This is a genomic window from Thermosporothrix hazakensis (assembly GCF_003253565.1).
Lineage (GTDB): Bacteria > Chloroflexota > Ktedonobacteria > Ktedonobacterales > Ktedonobacteraceae > Thermosporothrix > Thermosporothrix hazakensis.
Genome location: NZ_QKUF01000015.1, coordinates 19,281 through 38,953, shown reverse-complemented (window position 1 = coordinate 38,953; position 19,673 = coordinate 19,281). Strand labels below are relative to the sequence as shown.

Genomic DNA, 19,673 nt, shown 5'->3' with positions numbered 1-19,673 from the left:
TGAACACATCAACGTGATGAGGCATGGTTTTGATACCCAGGTGAGATAGAGAGAAGAGGATAAAGCATGTATCGTCGAGCAAAAAGAGCCATGGCGCTTTCTTTGCCACAGCCAGAACACCCGGTCCATCATTCCTCGGTTGTGAACGCGCTGTCCCGGCGTAAAGTGGTGCTTGCGTCTGCAATCGGACAACTGGCAACACGTGCCGAAGAGCTGGCCGAGGTAGCTACCCGGCTGGTTGAGGTCTTGAAGAGTGGCCATAAGGTGCTGGTTGCCGGAAATGGTGGTAGCGCCGCTGAAGCGCAACACTTTGCGGCAGAATTGGTCGGGCGCTTTAAACGTGAGCGTGCACCCTATCCCGTCCTGGCGCTGACAACCGATAGCTCCATTCTGACGGCTGTCGCCAATGATTACGGTTTTCAGGATGTGTTTGTGCGCCAGATCGATGCATTTGGACAGGTCGGTGACCTCTTTCTTGCATTCAGTACAAGTGGCGAATCGGAGAATTTGCTTCGTGCCGCACGGGTGGCCGCCGAAAAGGAACTAACGGTTGTAGCAGTGACCGGTGAGCGTCAGAGCAGCCTGGAACAACTTGCCGATATAACGGTGCGTGTCCCGGTCGTAGAAACCGACACAGCACAGGAATTGCATATGATTGTCACGCATATTCTCTGCGATATTGCGGAAGTCCAGCTTTCCGCGTAGCAGTGAGGGAGAAGAACGCATGAATCGAGCAGTTTTTCTGGATCGTGATGGAACACTGGTCCATTCTGTTCACTACCCGTCTCGGCCGGAACAGTTACGCCTGTACGATGGGATTGCGCCCGCCCTGCGCGAGTTACAGGCAATGGGCTTTCTCTTGATCGTCGTTACCAATCAGTCAGGAATTGCGCGGGGCTATTTTACTGAAGCCGACTTACAGCGCATGCATGCCTCTCTTTCTGCCAACCTTTCCGCTCAAGGTGTCTTTTTAGATGGTTTCTACCACTGTCCCCATCATCCAGACGGCGTGGTTCCAGAGCTGGCGTTTCGCTGTGCTTGTCGCAAGCCGCAGCCGGGGATGCTCCTGCGTGCTGCAGCAGAACGCGACATTGATCTTCAGGCATCATGGTTTATTGGTGACATTCTGGATGATGTCGAAGCAGGAAACAGGGCAGGATGCCGTACCGTTCTGGTTGATCTTGGGACCGAGCAACCGCCTGCTTCTCCGTCGCGTTGTCCGGCTTTCGTGGCGCGTGATACCCTGCATGCCTTGCGGATTGTACAGGCTGTTACCGCCCTACAAGATAGCACAGAACTGGATTTGCTCTATCGCCCTCAGGCATGGAAAGCAGAGCATTCGGAGGAGAGGCATGGACCATTTAAAAAATACGCACTCACCCATCCCGGAAGTTCCCTCAGTTGAGCTGGTGCGGCGGTTTCGTGGCAAGCGGGTGTTGGTACTTGGTGATGCCATGCTCGATACCTACCTTGAGGGAGATGCTACCCGATTGTGTAGCGAGGGCCCCGTTCCAATCGTGCATAAAACGGCGGAGAGCCATATTCCTGGCGGAGCGGCCAACGTTGCGGCAAACCTGCAGGCTTTAGGGGCTGATGTGCTATTCGTAAGCATGCTTGGCGACGACAGTACCGGACGGATGTTGCGTGAGGTGTTGCAGCGGCTGCGCGTCTCTGATCGCTGGTTGATCGAGCATCCGCAGGCTCCCACGCTGCATAAATTGCGTATTCTGGCGGGAGGGCAATATGTGGTGCGCTTCGATGAGGGGGCGGCGCAGGATTACCTGAACCCTGAGGCGATGCGTGCGTGTCAGCAACGGCTTGTACAGCAACTTGAGCTCTGCTATCAGCGGTGTGAACTGGTAGTGATCTCCGATTATCGTTACGGGGTCTGCAATGATGCTGTGCTTGATCGCCTGTATGATCTCTTTGTTGAGCAGCCAAAGCCTCTTGTTATCGACTCGAAAGCCCTACAGCGTTTTCGGAAACTGCCTGCAGCCATTGTGACGCCAAATTATCGAGAGGCCTGCACACTGGTTGGCAGCCCGATACAACCGCTGACCGCTCTGAAGCGTGAGGAATTACAGGATGTCTTGCGTCCTCTGGCTCAAGAAATGCTCGCGATGCTCTCGGTAGAACATGTAGCGATCACGCTGGGACCGCATGGCGTCTTTGTGCGGGGGCGTCAGGAACAGGAGTTTTTCCTGCCCGCTCATTCGGTCGCTCAGGCCTACGATGTCGGAGCCGGAGACTCGTTTGCCTCTGCTTTGGCTCTGGCGCTGGCTGCCGGGGCGCCTCTTCCGACCGCGGTGCAGATTGGCCTGGATGCCGCTTCCATCGCGGTTAGTCGGCCACGAACCGCCATTGTGCAATTGCAGGAATTGTTGCAGCGAGTCAGTGTTCGAGAATATACCACACATGCCCGCTCATTTGGCTCGGCCTATGGCGCCGATCATCAGGAGGCGATTACCCGCCTGGCAACATTACTGGCAATCGAGCGTGTGATGGGGCGACGTATCGTGTTTACCAATGGGGTCTTCGATATTCTACACGCCGGGCATGTGCAGTTCTTGCGGCAGGCGAAAGCGCTTGGGGATATTCTGGTTGTTGGTATCAATAGTGATGCCAGCGTGAGGCGCCTCAAAGGACCGGGACGCCCCATTATTCGTGAGCGCGATCGCATGGCGCTGGTAGCCGCGCTTGATATGGTGGACCATGTGGTGCTGTTTAATGAAGATACACCAAACACGCTTATTCGTGCTTTGCGCCCTGATCTTCATGTCAAAGGTGGCGATTATGCTGATGAGGAATTACCGGAAGCAGAGGCTGTACGGGCCGTCGGTGGCCAGATCGTGATTGTGCCCCTGATTGGAACGGTCAGCACAAGCAGCGTGATCCACCGGATCGTGACTCTTGCAGAGCAGCATAAGCTGAATATTGAAGCACGCAGTCAATGAGAAAAGAGAGGGCTGGCTTATCGATGGAAACATATCACGGAAGAGAAAATGCTATGCTTGATGAGCGCTGGCGTTCAGTCCGCAAGGTATTACTTGTGCGGCTGGATAATCTGGGCGATGTCTTATTGATGACGCCGGCCTTTCATGCTGTCAGACAGGCACTTCCACACGCCTCAATCACACTTCTGGCGGGTCCGGTTGGTGCGCAGGTGGGCCGTTTAGACCCGGATCTTGATTCTGTGCTGGTCTATCAGGCCCCCTGGATGGACCCCTGGCACAAACTACCGCTTGATGCGGAACGTGAGCAGCGGATGATTGCCCGCCTCAAAGAAGAGCGCTTTGATGGAGCGATCATCTTTACCTCTTTCCGACAGAGCTCGCTCCCGGCAGCCTATCTCTGCTATCTGGTCGAGATTCCCTTGCGGGTTGCCGCCTCAATTGATGGCCCCGGCTCTCTGCTGACCACACGTCATAAGCACCCGGAACGCATGATGCATGAGGTGCAGCGTGGTCTTGATCTGGTGAGCTCGATTGGCATGACAACGCAAGAACAGGATCTAGTGTTACGTGTGCCGCAGTCTGCTCGCGAGGAGATACAGCAGCGTCTCTCGCCGCTTCTACAGGGACGCCCTTTCATTGTGGTACATCCCGGGTGCAGTATGCCAGCCCGAACGTATCCCCCTGAGATGTATGCGCAGGTCATCAATTTGCTGATAGAGCGCTTGCAGGTCTTTGTGGCGGTCACAGGTGGGCCGGAGGAACAGGAACTTGTGGAGGGCATTGTATGTCAGGTCGCGCCTGAGAACAGGGCCTCGGTGCTGCCTCTGGCTGGCGTGCTTCCGTTCGATCAGCTCTGTGCCTTAATTCAGCAAGCTGCGTTGACCGTAACCAATAATACTGGCCCAATGCATATTTCGGCTGCGGTCAAGACGCCGGTGGTGGCGCTCTTTGCCCTGACGAATCCGCCCGAACAGTGGGGACCGTGGCGGGTGGCGCATCGGCTCCTCTATCATGATGTCCCTTGCCGGATCTGTTATAGCCGGATCTGCCCGTATCAGCATGAGTGTTTGCGGCTGGTCTCGCCTGAACAGGTTGTGATGGCAGCCAATGAACTGCTTACTGGTGCGCCGCTTGATGAGGAGACGCTGCTTGAGAGCGTGAAAGGAGGGAACCATGTCGCGAACCGGGTCTGAGCTGCTTGCATGCCTGCAGCGGGAGCAGCTTCCACCAGTATGGCAGCCGCGTCGTATTGCAATTTTTCGAGCGCTCAGCGTGGGGGATTTGCTGGTTGCGGTTCCAGCGCTGCGGGCTATTCGCCATCGCTTTCCGCAGGCTGAAATCACACTGGTCGGGCTGCCGTGGGCGAAGGAGTTTGTGCGGCGTTTTCAGCGCTACCTTGATCGCTTTGTCGAGTTTCAGGGCTACCCTGGCATTCAAGAGGTGTCTTATGAAGAGACCCGGTCGCAGGCGTTTCTGCGAGCACAGCAGGCATATGGCTATGATCTGGTCATTCAGATGCATGGAAACGGGCGAACAAGCGATGCGCTGGCACTAGAATTTCGGGCAGAGGTCACTGTGGGCTACTATGATCCAGCATACGGGAAACCTGAGGGACTGACCGTAGGGGCTCCCTATCCCGATGATGTGCATGAGATTTACCGTAACCTGGGTCTCGCTGCAATACTTGGTTGTCAGCGGCTTGATCCCTGGCTGGAGTTCCCTCTGTACGAACAGGATCACGCGGAGGCAACGGCTTTGTTGCGGGCCTTGCCCCGAGCCGAACGCCCCTGGATCGCGCTGCATACAGGCGCTCGACCTTCGGCCAGGCGCTGGCCCGCCGAGTATTTTGCCCGGGTTGGTGATATGCTTGCCAGAACTTGTCAGGCGCAAATCCTGTTGACAGGAAGCCAGGGTGAAGAAGAGACCGTTGCGACGGTGGCTGCCCTGATGCAGACACACCCTATCTCGCTGGTGGGGCAGACCTCTCTTGGCGCGTTAGGGGCGCTGCTCAGTAAGCTGGACCTGTTTATCACGAATGATACCGGTCCTGCTCATATTGCCTATGCGGTTAATTGTCCCTCAATTACGCTTTTCGGGCCTGCCGACTATCATCGCTGGCAGCCGCTGGACCAGGAAAAACATAAGCTGGTTCGGCGTCCAGTCGTGTGCAGTCCCTGTAGCTACTGGTCCTGCCCGATCGATCATCGCTGTATGCGCTGGCTCGATCCCGCCCGGGTGTTTGATCTGGCTGAAAGACAGCTTCGCGCTGCGGCACCTGCGCTGCGGTCACCGGTTCAAGTTCATTCATAAAGAGCAGAAATGATGAGGATGCTATGAAACGCTTAAAGATTTTGATCTGGCATATTCATGGAAGTTATCTCAATGCGCTGGCTCGTATTCCACATGAATGGTACCTGCCTGTAAAGCCTGGCAGACCGGAGGGCTATGGTGGGCGAGGGCCGACTTTTGACCTGCCCGACTCTGTGCATGAGGTTCCGGCGGAAGAGGTGCGGAATCTGGATCTTGACCTGATTATCTTCCAGACCCCGAAGAACTACTATGAAGATCAGGAGGAGATTCTGAGCCCGGCTCAGCGCCGTTTACCGAAAATCTACCTTGAGCATAATACACCAAAGCCACACGCCTGTGATACAAAGCATCCGATTGATGATCCCTCGGTGCTGCTGGTCCATGTCACGCACTATAACCACCTGATGTGGGATAACGGACGAACTCCCACGATGGTGATCGAGCATAGCGTGGCGATCGATCCTTCTGCTCACTATACAGGCGAGATCGAGCGCGGCATCACGGTGATTAACGGGATGCAGAAGCGTCCTCGTATTGCCGGGTATGACATTTTCCAGCAGGTGCGTGAGCGGATCCCGCTGGATGCGGCAGGGATGCAGACGGAGGAACTGGGGGGACTCGGTGATGTGCCCTATCGTGATTTGCATCGCCTGGTGGCGCAATACCGCTTCCTCTTCAGCCCTATTCGCTATACAAGCTTGCCGCTGGCTGTGATTGAGGCAATGACGCTGGGTATGCCGGTCGTGGCGCTGGCAACAACCGAGCTCCCCACCGTTATAGAACACGGCAAGAGTGGTTTTATCTCCTGTAATGTTGATGAGTTGGTCACGATTATGCAGGAGCTGCTTCGTTCGCCGTCGCTCGCGCGCGAGATCGGGGCGCGTGCCCGGGCGATCGCTCAGGAGCGCTTCAGTTTGAAACGTTTTACTCATGCTTGGAATGCGGCCTTTGAGCGGGTTCTGGATTCTGGAAAGAAGACAATCCCGGTAGTCTCCCTATGAGAGAGGAAGAATGTGTTATGGGGAAGTCGAGACGCGTTGCTTTTCTCAGTGAACATGCCGATCCCACTGCCCTTCTTGGAGGTGTTGATGCGGGTGGGCAGAACGTCTACGTTGATGAGATCAGCCGAAACCTGGCGCAACTGGGCTATACCGTGGATGTGTTTACCCGGCGTGATAACCCGGATACACCAGAAGTGATCGAATGGGCGCCGGGCGTGCGGGTAATCCATCTGACAGCGGGTCCGGCTACCTTCTTGCTGAAAGACGAGCTCTGGCCGTTGATGCCAGAGTTCCGCGATGCTTTTCTGCGTTTTCAGGAGCGGAGCGGCACGCACTATGATCTGATCCATAGCAATTTCTGGCTCTCCGGTTGGGTCGCGGCAGAGCTCCGTGAGCGGCTACGAATTCCCGCTGTCCAGATCTTTCATGCGATGGGGATCACCAAGCGCCGCCATCAACAGGAGGCGGATACCAGTCCGAGCGAGCGTATCCAGGTAGAGCATGAAATTATCCAGCGTGTTGATCGTTTGATTGCCCAGTGTCCCGGGGAACAACACGAACTGATTGAAGATTATAGGGCTGATCCCGCCAAAATAGTGATGATTCCCTCAGCGGTCAATACCTCCCTGTTCTACCCGGTGAACCGCGAAGAGGCCCGCCGTCGTGTAACCTGTGAACTGCACAGCGATGACTTTGTGATTGTCTATGTTGGTCGCATGCTGCCCCGCAAGGATGCACGAAATATTGTGCGTGCGCTTGCGATCCTGCTGCATGAGCATGGACCGCTTCCTTCTGTCAAACTGGTGCTTGTAGGGGGCGAGTCAATGGAGCCAGATCCTCCACTGACTCCAGAGATCGGGGCGTTACAGGAACTGGCTGCTGAACTGGGGGTTGCGGATCGAGTCGTCTTTGTCGGGAAACGGCAGCCGGAGGTGTTGCGCTACTACTACTGTGCAGGCGACGTTGCGGTTACGACTCCCTGGTATGAGCCGTTCGGGCTGACTCCGCTTGAGGGGCAGGCTTGCGGACGTCCGGTAATCGGTTCGGCGGTTGGCGGCATTACCTTTACGATTGCCGATGGCGAAACCGGGTTACTGGTTCCGCCACGTGATCCCGCTGCACTGGCTGAGCGTCTGTATCAATTGTTCAAGGATCGGGCATTGTGTGAACGCATGGGAGAGGCTGCCCGCCAGCGAGTTGAGCGTGAGTTTACCTGGCCGGTTGCCGCTCGGCGCACGGCGGAGCTGTATCAAGCGCTGTTGCAGGAATGGCGGCAGCCCGTATCGACGATAACCCGGGCTTCTAGCAGGAGGTAACGCGAATGGCTCTGGTAGATGTCTTGATACCGACCTATCGACGCAAGACTGGTCTGGCGGTTGTGCTGACCAGCCTGTTCGGGCAGACATTTCAGGATTTCAATATCTTTATCTCTGATCAGACAGAGGAGGAGGCCTGTTTTCTGGACAGTGAGGAGATACAGACGATTGTCCGGGCGCTGCGCTGGCGTGGGCACCAGGTCACGCTGTTGCGCCATCCGGAGAAACGAGGCATGGCAGAGCAGCGTCAATTTCTGCTTGAACAGAGCAGCGCACCTTATGTCCATTTTATTGATGATGATGTGCTGCTGGAGCCAACCGTCATGGAGCGGATGCTTTCCGTATTGCAACAGGAAGGGTGCGGCTTTGTTGGCTGCCCCGCGACCGGGCTTGGCTACCTGGATGATTATCGCCCCCATCAGCAGCATATCGAGCTCTGGGAGGGCCCCGTCAGGCCGGAGCAATTCACTCCTGAGAATCTGCCCTGGGATCGCCATCTTGTGAATAACGCGGCGAATCCGCTTCACCTGGAACAGCAGCTTGTCCACAATGGGGAGACGGTACGGTACAAGGTTGCGTGGGTTGGCGGGGCCAATGTGCTTTTTGAACGTGCCAAGCTGCTGAGCGTAGGTGGGTTTTCCTGGTGGAAGCGTCTGCCAGTGAATCATGCAGGAGAAGAAGTGGTTGTGCAATTCCTGCTAATTCGGAAGTACGGAGGTTGTGGTATTCTTCCGAGCGGCACGTATCATCTGGGATTGCCTACCTCTGTAGCGGATCGAAGCCACAATGCAACCGAACTGTTTGCTGAACTACTGGAAGAGATCGGTGAATTGACACCAATCTCTACTATAAAGAACCGCTATGCAAAAAGAGGAGAAAAGAGGAATTAATATGGGAGTAGAACCGATTTCACTGCGCGATAAAGTGGTGTTGGTGACTGGAGCCGGAAGCGGTCTGGGTGAAGCGACCGCACATGCATTTGCCGAGCAGGGGTGTATGGTTGCGTGTGTCGATATCAAGCAAAAAGATCTTGAAAGTGTATGTGCTGTAGTTCAGCAACAAGATGGGAGAGTGGCGGCTTTTCCGTGTGATGTCAGTAATGCAGCGGCTGTTTTTGAGACAGTACAGGCTGCTGTAGAGCGCTTTGGGCGTCTGGATATTGTTGTCAATTGTGCGGCAATCGACCATACCCTTTCGGTCGCTGATATGAGTGTGGAACAGTGGGATCAGGTTATCTCGATCAATCTGCGTGGCCCGTTTCTCTTCGCGAAGGCGGCACTCCCGCATATGCAGCGCCAGAAGAGCGGGCATATTGTCAATGTTGCTTCAACGGCGGCCACCCGTGCCTGGGCCAATGCATCAGCCTATCATGCCTCCAAGTGGGGGCTGGTCGGATTTAGTCGAGGTCTGGGAGTCGAGGGCCGTGAGCACGGGATTCGTGTTACGACTATTATTCCAGGCGGCATGAAGACTCATTTCTTTGATCGCTTCGCCGAACAGGGAATTCCCATGCCGGAAGAACGAAACTTGCAGGATCCGGCAAATGTGGCTGAACTGATTGTTTTTGCCACGCAGGTTCCGGCTAACTCGGCCTTACAGGAGGCGTTGATTACGCCGTTTACCGAAACGAGTTGGCCCTAAAGCAAAAGATGAGGAGAAGTGGGGGGTGCGTCTACAAGGGTCGCACTCCTCTCCTGGTACCGTGAAGCTATGCTCAACGGATTAGCAAGCACGCCCGTATTATATGTGAGTTCCCGTTGAGGTAAAAGCGAGACAGGGCTTATGTGGGCGCGAAGCGGGATCTTCTCAGTTCCAGGAGGAGTCAAAAACATGGCGATAGAGGGTCAGAGTAACGAGGCGGCGCACGATTATTTCACCAGGAGAAACGTGATAACACGACAGAGAAGGAAGATTGCGAGTATGCCTGCACGGGTTCTTTCCTGGTTTTCTCTTCATACGTTTGCTCCTGTATGGGTGCCGCGCTATCTGCGGGGGCCGCTGGCCTGCTATTTTGTGCCGGTAGTTCTCCTGGCGGGGCTGGCGCTGCTGTTGTTGCTCTTGCAAACGCTTCCCGGCGCATTCTTCCCCAGTCTTCCTTTTACCCTGCTGGTTGTCTTTGTTGCACTGAACTGGGGAGCCGGCCCGGGATTGATTACGACAGTGCTGGGAGCACTGCTTCTGTTTGTGATGCTGACCCCTTCTACCAATACCTTACCAATTGAGCCACGTGGTGTGATGGGCTCTTTCCTGTTTGTTTTGATTGGAGCTTGTGTCAGTATTCTGGCGAGTACCAAAGAGAGTGAGCGACGCACTGCCGAGATGTTGCGGGACTCATTGCTCTCTGAACGTGCCCTTTTAAATACGGTGATTGATGCCATCCCCGATGCACTAATGATCTTCGATGCAGAGAAAAAGTTAGTTCTGCTGAATCGAGCGGCCAGGACAATGTTTCCCTCTTTGCAGATCGAAGCAAAGCGGTATTCCGATGACTTGATTCAGCCCTATCATATTGTTTCGCCTGAGAGTCAGAAACTTACGGCGGACGAACTGGCCATTGGGCGTGCCTTCAAAGGGGAAACTGTTGTTGAGCAGCCAGTGCGCTGGATCGATGTAGACGGGAATGAGCGTGATATGGCTTTTAGCGCTGCCCCCTTCTATGTCTATAACCCGCATCGGAAGCTAGAGGGCGTTGTGGGGTTGGCCCATGATATTACCGAGCTGAAGCGTAGCGAGAAAGAGATTCGTCGCACACAGCAGCGCATGGAAGAGTTTCTCGGTATTGCCGGGCATGAGTTGCGCACGCCATTAACGACCGTGAAGGCCAGTGTGCAGCTTGCTCAGCGAGTGTTGCGCAAGCGGGGAGAGAAGCCGGGCAGTGGACAGACAAACCCGCTTGATCTGCTCGATCGGGCCGAGCGTCAGGTTGCCGTCCTGAATCGCCTGGTGGGTGATTTACTGGACGTATCCCGGATCCAGGCCAATAAACTGAAAGTGGTGCTGGAAGAGCATGACCTATTGCCGATTGTTCAGCAGAAAGTGGAGGAGCAACAGCAGGGGACACGCAGACGCGAAATCAGATTGCGGCTTCCTGAAGGAGTCGAGACGGTTCCGGTTCGGATTGATCCCACGCGTATCGGGCAGGTATTGACGAACTATCTGTCGAATGCCTGTAAGTTTTCGGGGGCCGAGGTCCCTGTTACCGTTGAGGTACAGCTTGAGCAGGATCAGGTGATTGTGCTGGTTCACGACCAGGGCCCGGGGCTAACACCTGAGGAGCAGGAACAGATATGGGAACGTTTCTATCAGGCGGAACGGGTGCAAGATGGCTCAAGCCTCGGTCTGGGGTTGGGACTCCATATTGCCGGAAAGATTATTGAGTATCATAACGGGCGTGTGGGCGTTGATAGTGTTCCGGGCAAAGGCTCAACGTTCTGGTTTTCTCTGCCTCTGTATCAGAAATGGCGCACAAAATAAAAAGAAGAAGCTGGAACGCAACCAGCTTCTTCCGGCAGATCGTTACTGTTTGTAGGGAGGGGTTTCGTTATACGGTTTCTGCGTAAAGGTTCCCTTTCGTAGTTGCTCGTCTGCTGGCGCGGAAGCAGCGCTCTGGAGACGACCTCCACCCCCTGCGTTCCCGCCTGGCTTTCTCGACTCGGTTGGCGTTGTGCTGCTCCCCGCAGTAAGCTGCTCTTCTCCACGGCGCAGCCAGTGCTGTGCACTCTCTCGTCCGCCCAGACCGAAGGCCAGACCAAATGCCAGGGCCAGCGCGCCGACAATGGCGGTAAAGAGTGTCTGAAGGATGGCCGGTGCGATCCGAAGCTGATAGAGAGCGACGATAGCAGCAAAGAAGATGATGGCGATACGGGCAATATTGGCAAAGATGTTCGGATTTCCCATGCGGCTAACGGCAGTGGTATTACGGATGACGTCGGCAACGATGGTGCCGATCCAACCACCCAGGAAGAGCAGTATCACGGCTACAAAGACGTTAGGAATGTAGGAAACGATCGTTCCAAGAAGGCTGCTGATCGAGCCCAGACCGAGAGAGTCAAAGGCAGGCACCAGGAAAATTAAGAAAACAAACCAGTACACAATTTTGCCCAGTATTTCCGAGACATCCATGTGCATGTTCGCTTTTCTGCCTAATTGATGAAGTCCGATACGGTCGGCAGCGGCTTCGACGTTGAAGCGTTGACACAGCCAGGTCACAGCTTTCGAGATCGCTTTAGCGACGATCCAGCCAACAAGCAGGATCACTAGAAAGCCTATCAGTTTGGGGATGAAGCTGATAATCATGTTCATCGCATTGACAAAAGATTGCCAGATAGCTGTTCCCCAATCTGTGATTGTACGCATACTGTACTCCTTTCATTGCTGTGTTATTCGTAGAGTTTTATCGCCCGGTCGTCTCTCTTTAGATATAATCAGTATAAATATTTGCTAAATAGATCAGAAAAAGTGCAATGGAAAGACTTTCTTGAAAGAGCGTATTCTATGAGGAGGATGCCGTTTAGAGAGGCAGGCACTCTTTAGCTGACAGCTTCTCTTCTCCTTTGTTGTTGAGCTTATAATTGCAATTGTCTCCTCTGATTAACTCTACAATAGAAAGAGACGTTTCTGTTCTTTTCTAGAATTGACAACTCCTTGAATACCGCTTATATTTGAAGCAAGAATGCGAATTCAATGCTATGTGCTGTTGTAAGACAGAAACCTTCCTGTAAGCTCTTTTTTCGGGGGAGATACCGCTGACCGTCCTCTCCCATCTAGTATGAAGCGCCAATAGAGAGGGATCGAGTGTTTAGAGCCGATGAATACAATTGTGACACCGCTAACCGTCGATACGGAAACAAGTGAGAAGGTTGTTCTCGTGGTCGAAGATGATGCAGATTTGCGAGAGACCATCCAATGGATGCTGGAAGATGAGGGGATTGCAGTTGAGACCGCCGCGGATGGTCGTGAGGCGTTGGAGCGCGCTTTGCAATCAAAGCCTGCTCTGGTGTTGCTGGATATTGGCTTACCAGTGATTGATGGGCATGGTGTTGCCGCGGGTCTGCATTCTGCGTATGGAGATTCCATTGCTATTCTCACAATGACCGCTGGAGGGCGTGCCGCGGAGAAAGCCGAACGGATGGGGGCTATCGGCTATTTGAGCAAGCCCTTTGACCTTGATGTCTTGATCCATTCTGTTCGCTCCGCTTTACAGATGAGCTCGTAAACAGGCTATTGGCCTGATGTGAACTGCTTTCCGAGAAACTCTCTGCCGTTTCTTTTCGTGTTGTAGGTGTTTCCTGATCCACCAGGAGGGGGGTCAGAAGCGGCGGAGATTTTTCGGAAAGGATAGAAGTTCTGTGTGTTCCCGGCGAACGACTCCTGAGACAATCGACGCTTATCCCTTTCAGATACATGATCTTGACGTTTTTGATGATGAGATGCTTCATCATCTTCTTTCTTCCCCTGCTTTTGACGTACCTGGCCTCGCCTGGAGTATGCAGGATGGAGCTGCTCCTGCTTTTGTCGAGCGGGTGCGAGCACAGCTTCCCGCCGAACGGCTCCCCATATTTGAGCAAGCCTTGCATCAGCCGATATCCACAGTTTGCCGAGAACGAGCGCGTCGACGTCTGTTGAAAGCGCTCTTCTGGGACTTGACCTACTGGAAGACTCCCGAACTCTATGAGGAATTGACCGAGGGAGAGCGCCTGCATCCTGAGCTACTTCGTCAGCTTCAGTCCGAGATACAAGATCGGGTGGTTCTGGATGCTGGAGCCGGGACCGGTCGCGCAACCTTTGCCTGTCTGCGCCACGGAGCGCGTCAGGTCTATGCAGTGGAGCCGTCTCCGGGCCTGCGTCACTTGCTGGGGTGCAAATGTCAGCAGGACCCCCTGGGGGAACGGGTGCGGTGTCTTGCCGGGCGCTTCGATGCGTTGCCGCTTGCTGATAAGAGCGTTGATATTGCGCTCTCCTGTTCCGCCTTTACCGCGGATGATGAGCAGGGTGGCGAGCCCGGTCTGGTTGAATTACGCCGTGTGACCAGAGATGGAGGCAAGATTCTTATTCTCGCGCCTCGTATGGTAGATCTGCCCTGGTTTCAGGGCAGAGGCTTCCAGCATGTCTCTTTCCCGGCTGATGGGAGCGTGATTCAGTTTCGCTCTTTCGAGGCCGCGGTACGTTGTGCTCGCCATTTCTATGCACACAACAGGGCCATGTTAGACTACATCCTCTCGCGACGTTGCTCAGCGGTCCCCTGCTCAATTGTGGGTGTCAAGCCGTTAAATGACTACTGCTGGTTACAGGTGACAGGAAAGGATGGGTAAATAAGATGGTTACAGAAATCAAAACAAAGCCTACGACAAGCTGGGTTGATACTCCACCCCGAGGGCCGGTTTTGCGCCATTGGAGCATGCGGCTGATTAATCGGCTGCCGTGGCTGGATAAACTGGCGCAGCCTCTTCAGGATGGACTGGCCAAATTCTTTGGTGCACCGGGATCATCCACGTATAAGGCGAAGGATCTGTTGAATGGTACCTGGCTTGGGCACCCGTTGCACCCGCTCCTGGTTGTGCTTCCTCTAGGGTGCTGGACCTCAAGCCTGTTGCTTGATATCGCCTGGATGGCCGACAAGGAGAAAGGCACTGCGCGCGCCGCTGATCTGACGCTCTGGGCGGGTATTACTGGCGCTGGTGCTGCTGCTGTGACCGGAGCGACGAACTGGGTCGATACGGATGGACCGGAGCGGCGTACTGGAACCATGCATGCTCTGCTCAATGGCGGGACCCTGGTGTTACAACTTGCCTCCGCGCTGTTGCGCAAGACAGGGAGGCGTAATGCCGCGATCGCGCTCTCCTCGACCGGCTATGCACTCTCTCTCTATTCGGCGTATCTGGGAGGTGAGCTGTCCTTCTCTGATGCGATTATGGTCAATCGTGTGGCTCCCGAGGGTGGGAGTGATGATTTTGTGCCAGTAATGAACGTTAACGAGTTAGAGCCCGGCAAACTGACCCGCGTTGAGGTGGCCGGGGTTCCCGCCGTCCTGCTGAAGGATGGAGAACGAATCTATGCGATTGCTGCGACCTGCTCGCATATGGGCGGCCCTCTGGATAAGGGAGAGTATAAAGATGGCGTGGTCTATTGTCCCTGGCATAATTCCGGCTTCCATATGTGTGATGGTAGTGTCGCTAATAGCCCGGCTGTCTATGCACAGCCCACATTTGCGGTGCGGGTTCGCAATGGCAAAATCGAGCTTCGGCGTCAGGAACATGCCTGATCGCTTGTGAATTCGGGTGGAAGAAGGGGGTCTCTCCCTCTTCTTCCCCGCTCCTTTCGTTCTTCTGCTTATTGAGGATCTACAATAAATCGATCTGATTTAGGTCCATTTGTTAAAATTAAGAAAAATCTTAGATTCAGCTTCAGAAGTTTAGTTTCTGATTATAACTCTTTATCGCAGAGTTTATCAGTGCTGAATTCGGTTGTATTTCCTCTCGAAACGAGATACCCTAATTACAGAGAGATAAAACAAGAGAAATGAATGCAGATAAAAGAACGTGGTAAGTTTACTGGTACATAGAGAACTGGTACATAGAGAATTGAGGAGGTTTCTTGTGCTGCGGAAACAGGACTATACAACTGCTCAGGTGTTCCCCGAATTGTCAGACGCGATTCTTGCCGAGAAAGTGCTTGAAGGTGATAATAGAGCGTTTGAAGCAATGGTGCAACGGTATCAGAGCCCGTTATTTAACTTTATTTATCACTTTCTGGGTGATTATGACCAGGCATGTGATGTATTGCAGCAGGTTTTCTTGCGCTTTTATACGACATTGCCGAGATTGGGGACCGGTGAGCCGTTTAAGCCGTGGCTGTTTCAGGTAGCGCGTAACTGCTGTATTGACGAGTTAAGACGTCGCAAACGCTATGCCATTCAGTTTTCGCAACTGGAAGCGTCGGCCGAGAATAACGATAATGACCTTTCCTTCCTGAACGATATTCCAGATCCTCACCCCTTGCCTGAAGAAGAGGTGGAGCGACATGACTTACAGTCGACTCTACAATCTGCCATTCAGACACTTCCGCCGAAGTTCCGCTCTGTTGTGCTGTTGCGCTATGCCTCTCAACTGAGCTTTTCGGAAATCGGGCAGGCGTTGAGTATGCCTGAAGCGACAGCAAAGACCTACTTCCATCGGGCGAAGATGCTGTTGCGTAAATCACTGGCACCTCAACTGCAAATGGCTCAGGCCTGATGTCGGAACGTAAGGATGACCTTATTAAGCAGGGGTCAGGTAGGGATGAGGACGTCACCGGCGGTAGCAGGGGAATGCGCTCTGTTACCGCCGGTGCTCTTTTGTCTGCCTCTTCGTACCCTTATTTCTGGAACTGAACCGGCCTTTGTCCTGAAACGTGCTACAGTTACTGAGTGTTTTTGGCTGAATAGTAAAGGAGTAAAGGCATAATGGCTCATCCACAGGGTGTGATCTTTGATATAGATGGAACCTTGATTGATAGTAATGATGCGCATGCGCATGCGTGGGTTGAGGCATTTCAGCACTATGGATATCGGGTGTCCTTTGACAAAGTGCGTCCCTTGATTGGCATGGGAGGAGATAAACTTTTGCCCGATGCGGTCGGACTTGAGAAGGACAGCGAGAAGGGGAAGCAGATCAGCCAGTTACGGAAGAAGATCTTTATGGAGCGCTATCTACCCGACCTCAAGCCCTTTCCAATGGCGCGTGAACTGCTGCACCATATCCATGATGAGGGGCTGAAAATGGCTATTGCGACCTCGGCGGAGAAGGATGAGCTGGATGCCCTGCTTGCGGTTATTGGGCCATATGCGAGCCATTTTTTCGAGGAAGAGACCTCTTCAAAGGATGCACCACGCTCCAAGCCATCACCCGACGTGATGCAGGCGACAGTAGAGCGTATCGGTCTGGCCCCGGAACAACTGGTGATGCTTGGTGATACAGCGTATGATATTGAGGCGGCGAAGAAAGTTGGTATTCAGACGATTGCGCTGCGCTGTGGGGGATGGAGCGATCAGGATTTACAGGGAGCAATTGCCATTTATGATGATCCAGCAGATTTGTTTCACCACTATGAGGAGTCGCCGCTAACCAATCTATAGCAGAGATACAAAAGGGGCACGCCTTTTCAACGGCGTGCCCTCAACTGTGATTCCTTTTCCGCTTACATGCCAAGATAGCCGCGGACTTTCTGCCACTGCTCTCCAATCCGCTGACGGACCTCAGAGCCGGGATAGGGCGTGAGGAGCAGCGCACCTGCGATACCAACAAGCAGCCCTACACGGAACATGGTTCGTGCGCGCTGACGTCTGCGTTGGTAGCGCTGGTATTGGTCCTGCATACTTTCTTTCATGTCTCTGGCGCTACTAGAGACATGTTCAAGCGCTTTCCCTGCCTGCTTGGAACCTTTATCCAGCAGGCCTTGAGTCTTTTGCAGGCCGCTGCCCATTGCGCTCTGCACGTTCTCCTGTAAGAACTTTAAGTTCTGCTGCGCCTTTCGGGCATTTTCGCCCAGAACGCTTTGCGCGGTCTGCATGCCACTTTGAAGGGTTGCCTGTGTGGCGTTCAGGCGGGGCTGAACCTGCTCTTTCATGAGCGTGTTCAGATCCTTACGCGACTGTTTGGCCTGCTTTTCCATGCGTTTCTGGTTCAGCTTTAACAGACCTTGAGCGAGTGCCAGACCTCCGATCAGGGCTGTCTGGGTTTTTCCAAAGCCGTTGCGTACGCTGGTTTGCATGTTTCCATAAGTTGCCTGTGCAGATCCTTTCAGATCCTTGATGGTATCTTTCGTTTTATCTGCACGGGTCTGTTTTCGTTCGAGCAACCTGGGCATCTCTCCCTCCAAATTCTATCTATAGAACGAGACAAGGCAAAAGCTGCGTCCCTTTACTCTCTGAATGTTTGGAATTTCAGCCTATATTCTCCACGCGCGAGGCGTGTTTGCAGTTTCATTACTTCATCCTTTCTCCTGGTGGTTAATGAAGTTTTGCTGTGACTCTCGCTGTGTCAAATTACTCTCTATTGATCGGTGCGTTTCTGTTATACTATCTTTGATGCTTGTCCCTTCGTATCTCGAAGTAGGAGTAGACTTTATGGGTAGTGTTTCAACACCGACAATAAGCAGTCTTCATTCAGTTCCACCCGATCGCATCCCGTTGAAGCCGGGATCTCGGCTGCAACTGCGCTCCCCGATGCAGGTGCGAATCTCACCTGATGGGAAGCAAGCCGCCTTTATTCTGGGCGAGTGGCGTGAGCAGGAGACGTATCGTATTGATCGTCTCTATACGCTTGATCTGTCCCGAGAGAAGGCGCAACCCAGACCCTTAACCCGAGAGACTCAGGGTGATAAAGCTCCCTGCTGGTCACCGGATGGAAAATATATCGCCTATATTTCAACCCCTCAGGGTGAAAATGAAAAGGCGCAGATATATCTTGCTCCGGCTGCCGGAGGCGAGCCCCGACGCGTCTGCACTATGCCAAATGGTGTGCTTGATCTTGCTTGGTCGCCCGATAGCCAGTATCTGGCTTTTACCACACTGGAAGGCGATGAACCGGAGGGTGATCCACTGGTGTTGACCCCCGATCGCTATCGACGTCTCTGGGCTGTCCATATTGATAGTGATGCACCTTATCCTCTGACATGTCCCGAATTGAGCATCTGGGAATTCTCCTGGTCCCCAGATAGCTCGCAGTTGGCTCTTTATTATTCTACCGGTCCGGGTGAAAACGGCTGGTACGCCGGTCAGGTCGGCGTGATTTCGGCTCATGGCGGTTCTGTGCGTCAGCTCTCTTTGCTGGATCGTCAGGCCAGCAATCTTGCGTGGTCGCCTGATGGTCGATATCTTGCATACATTTCGGGTGATTGGAGTGATCGCTGTCATGGCGCTGGTGATATCTTTCTGGTTTCGGTTGCTGATGGCGCAACGCGTGATCTGACTCCGGGAATCGAGTACAGCCCGTGCTGGTGTACCTGGCTGCCTGATGGTCAGCGTTTGCTCTTTGTTGCCTATCAGGGAGTCACCCATGTCGTCGCAACGCTGGAAGTCGAGAACGGAACCATCAACTATCTGGAACATGATTTTCCGCTGGAAGCGGCCTCCGATGTCTCGATTACTCCTGATGCGCGTTCGCTACTGGTACTGCACACGACATCGCAGGAACCTACCGATATCTGGCTTGGCAAGCTTTCAGAGTCCGCTGATTCCCTGAAGTGGCGGCGCGTCTCGCAGCTTAATCCTGTCTTTGAGGCAACCTATGCCCTGGCTCCAACGAAGCGGCTATGCTATTCGAGCCTGGAAGGTTGGGAGATTGACGCCTTACTGACTATGCCACTGGTACGAAAGACGGACGAACTGCCACCGCTGGTGGTTCATGTGCATGGGGGGCCGTCAGGAGCCTGGATCGATGACGCGGCGCTTCGCTGGACGCAGTTGCTGGCAGGCGCTGGTTATGCCGTGTTCCGCCCAAATATTCGCGGAAGTTGGGGGAGAGGCGTGACGTTTGCTGATGCGGTCGTCGGCGATATGGGTGGCAATGATTATCAGGATATCCTGTTTGGCATTGAGTATCTGGTCAATGAAGGACTGGTCGACCCCAACCGCATTGGTATTATGGGGTGGAGCTATGGAGGCTTTATGTCGGCCTGGGCTGTAACGCAGACCCAGCGCTTTAAAGCGGCGGTCATCGGGGCCAGCATTACCGACTGGCATAGCTTCCATGCGCAATCTGCTATCTCGGACTGGGATATACGCTTTATGAAGGCAGATTACTTGCGCAACCCTGACGCGTATCGACGCTGGTCACCGATTACATATGCTGCACAGGTGCAGACACCATGCCTGATCTTGCATGGCGAGAAAGATGTTATCTGTCCGGTAAATCAGGCATATGGTTTCTATCGTGCGTTGATGGATCGCGGCGTTCCTGTTGAGGCGGTCATTTATCCACGTGAGGGACATGGACCACGCGAACGCAAACATAATATCGATATCGATGAGCGTATCTTGCGCTGGTTTGAAAAATACCTGTAGCACATTGTTTTTTTCGGGGGCTAAGCAGAAGCGGCCCCCGAAATACATGAGA

At 53.8% G+C, this 19,673-nt stretch carries 18 protein-coding genes; 16 read left to right on the top strand and 2 right to left on the bottom strand.

Annotated features, from left to right (window positions below; all coding sequences use genetic code 11):
- Positions 1–90: 90 nt before the first annotated feature.
- The 10 genes from EI42_RS19180 to EI42_RS19135 all read left to right on the top strand — a co-directional run bounded on the left by EI42_RS19180 (position 91) and on the right by EI42_RS19135 (position 11,055).
- Complete coding sequence (locus EI42_RS19180) at positions 91–705, top strand: D-sedoheptulose-7-phosphate isomerase (protein ID WP_111324340.1); 615 nt, start codon at positions 91–93, stop codon at positions 703–705.
- Between the two features lie 19 nt (positions 706–724).
- On the top strand, positions 725–1,405 hold the full coding sequence (locus tag EI42_RS19175; protein WP_111324250.1) for a D-glycero-alpha-D-manno-heptose-1,7-bisphosphate 7-phosphatase: 681 nt from the start codon (positions 725–727) through the stop codon (positions 1,403–1,405).
- A complete protein-coding gene (rfaE2, locus tag EI42_RS19170; RefSeq protein WP_111324249.1) occupies positions 1,353–2,954 on the top strand; it encodes a D-glycero-beta-D-manno-heptose 1-phosphate adenylyltransferase in 1,602 nt (533 codons plus the stop codon). The genes EI42_RS19175 and rfaE2 overlap by 53 nt, the downstream gene beginning before the upstream one ends.
- A 23-nt stretch (positions 2,955–2,977) precedes the next feature.
- Entirely contained in the window at positions 2,978–4,147 is a 1,170-nt protein-coding gene (locus tag EI42_RS19165) for a glycosyltransferase family 9 protein (RefSeq protein WP_211326256.1), read from the top strand.
- Positions 4,128–5,264 carry a glycosyltransferase family 9 protein gene (locus EI42_RS19160; protein ID WP_111324248.1) on the top strand — a complete coding sequence of 379 codons (1,137 nt, stop codon included), beginning with the start codon at positions 4,128–4,130 and terminating at the stop codon, positions 5,262–5,264. The genes EI42_RS19165 and EI42_RS19160 overlap by 20 nt, the downstream gene beginning before the upstream one ends.
- A gap of 23 nt (positions 5,265–5,287) precedes the next feature.
- The gene (locus EI42_RS19155) at positions 5,288–6,265 is read left to right on the top strand and encodes a glycosyltransferase (protein ID WP_111324247.1); all 978 of its coding nucleotides are present in this window, start codon (positions 5,288–5,290) and stop codon (positions 6,263–6,265) included.
- Positions 6,266–6,282: 17 nt separating this feature from the next.
- Entirely contained in the window at positions 6,283–7,581 is a 1,299-nt protein-coding gene (locus EI42_RS19150) for a glycosyltransferase (RefSeq protein WP_111324246.1), read from the top strand.
- A gap of 5 nt (positions 7,582–7,586) precedes the next feature.
- Complete coding sequence (locus EI42_RS19145; RefSeq protein WP_111324245.1) at positions 7,587–8,471, top strand: glycosyltransferase family 2 protein; 885 nt, start codon at positions 7,587–7,589, stop codon at positions 8,469–8,471.
- A gap of 1 nt (position 8,472) precedes the next feature.
- Positions 8,473–9,222, top strand: a complete 750-nt coding sequence (locus tag EI42_RS19140; RefSeq protein ID WP_111324244.1) for an SDR family oxidoreductase — start codon at positions 8,473–8,475, stop codon at positions 9,220–9,222.
- 189 nt (positions 9,223–9,411) lie between these two features.
- On the top strand, positions 9,412–11,055 hold the full coding sequence (locus tag EI42_RS19135) for a PAS domain-containing sensor histidine kinase (RefSeq protein WP_170142753.1): 1,644 nt from the start codon (positions 9,412–9,414) through the stop codon (positions 11,053–11,055).
- A gap of 42 nt (positions 11,056–11,097) precedes the next feature.
- Here the strand turns inward: EI42_RS19135 and EI42_RS19130 are convergent, their stop codons facing one another.
- Entirely contained in the window at positions 11,098–11,937 is an 840-nt protein-coding gene (locus EI42_RS19130) for a mechanosensitive ion channel family protein (RefSeq protein ID WP_111324242.1), read from the bottom strand.
- A 451-nt stretch (positions 11,938–12,388) separates the two neighbouring features.
- On the opposite strand from EI42_RS19130, the gene EI42_RS19125 reads away from it, so the two are divergent.
- From EI42_RS19125 to EI42_RS19105, 5 genes are all read left to right on the top strand, one after another.
- Positions 12,389–12,796 (top strand): response regulator, encoded by a 408-nt coding sequence (locus EI42_RS19125; protein WP_111324241.1) that lies wholly within the window; start codon positions 12,389–12,391, stop codon positions 12,794–12,796.
- A gap of 133 nt (positions 12,797–12,929) precedes the next feature.
- Positions 12,930–13,892 carry a class I SAM-dependent methyltransferase gene (locus EI42_RS19120; protein ID WP_111324240.1) on the top strand — a complete coding sequence of 321 codons (963 nt, stop codon included), beginning with the start codon at positions 12,930–12,932 and terminating at the stop codon, positions 13,890–13,892.
- Positions 13,893–13,897: 5 nt separating this feature from the next.
- Complete coding sequence (locus EI42_RS19115) at positions 13,898–14,842, top strand: Rieske (2Fe-2S) protein (protein WP_111324239.1); 945 nt, start codon at positions 13,898–13,900, stop codon at positions 14,840–14,842.
- Positions 14,843–15,176: 334 nt separating this feature from the next.
- Complete coding sequence (locus tag EI42_RS19110; protein WP_246046351.1) at positions 15,177–15,812, top strand: RNA polymerase sigma factor; 636 nt, start codon at positions 15,177–15,179, stop codon at positions 15,810–15,812.
- A 209-nt stretch (positions 15,813–16,021) separates the two neighbouring features.
- Positions 16,022–16,693, top strand: a complete 672-nt coding sequence (locus EI42_RS19105) for an HAD family hydrolase (protein WP_111324237.1) — start codon at positions 16,022–16,024, stop codon at positions 16,691–16,693.
- Positions 16,694–16,755: 62 nt separating this feature from the next.
- On the opposite strand, the gene EI42_RS19100 is transcribed toward EI42_RS19105, so the two are convergent.
- Positions 16,756–17,328, bottom strand: a complete 573-nt coding sequence (locus tag EI42_RS19100) for a YtxH domain-containing protein (RefSeq protein ID WP_170211514.1) — start codon at positions 17,326–17,328, stop codon at positions 16,756–16,758.
- 355 nt (positions 17,329–17,683) lie between these two features.
- Between EI42_RS19100 and EI42_RS19095 the strand changes: the two genes are divergently transcribed.
- Complete coding sequence (locus tag EI42_RS19095; protein WP_170142752.1) at positions 17,684–19,621, top strand: S9 family peptidase; 1,938 nt, start codon at positions 17,684–17,686, stop codon at positions 19,619–19,621.
- The last annotated feature ends 52 nt before the right edge of the window (positions 19,622–19,673 follow it).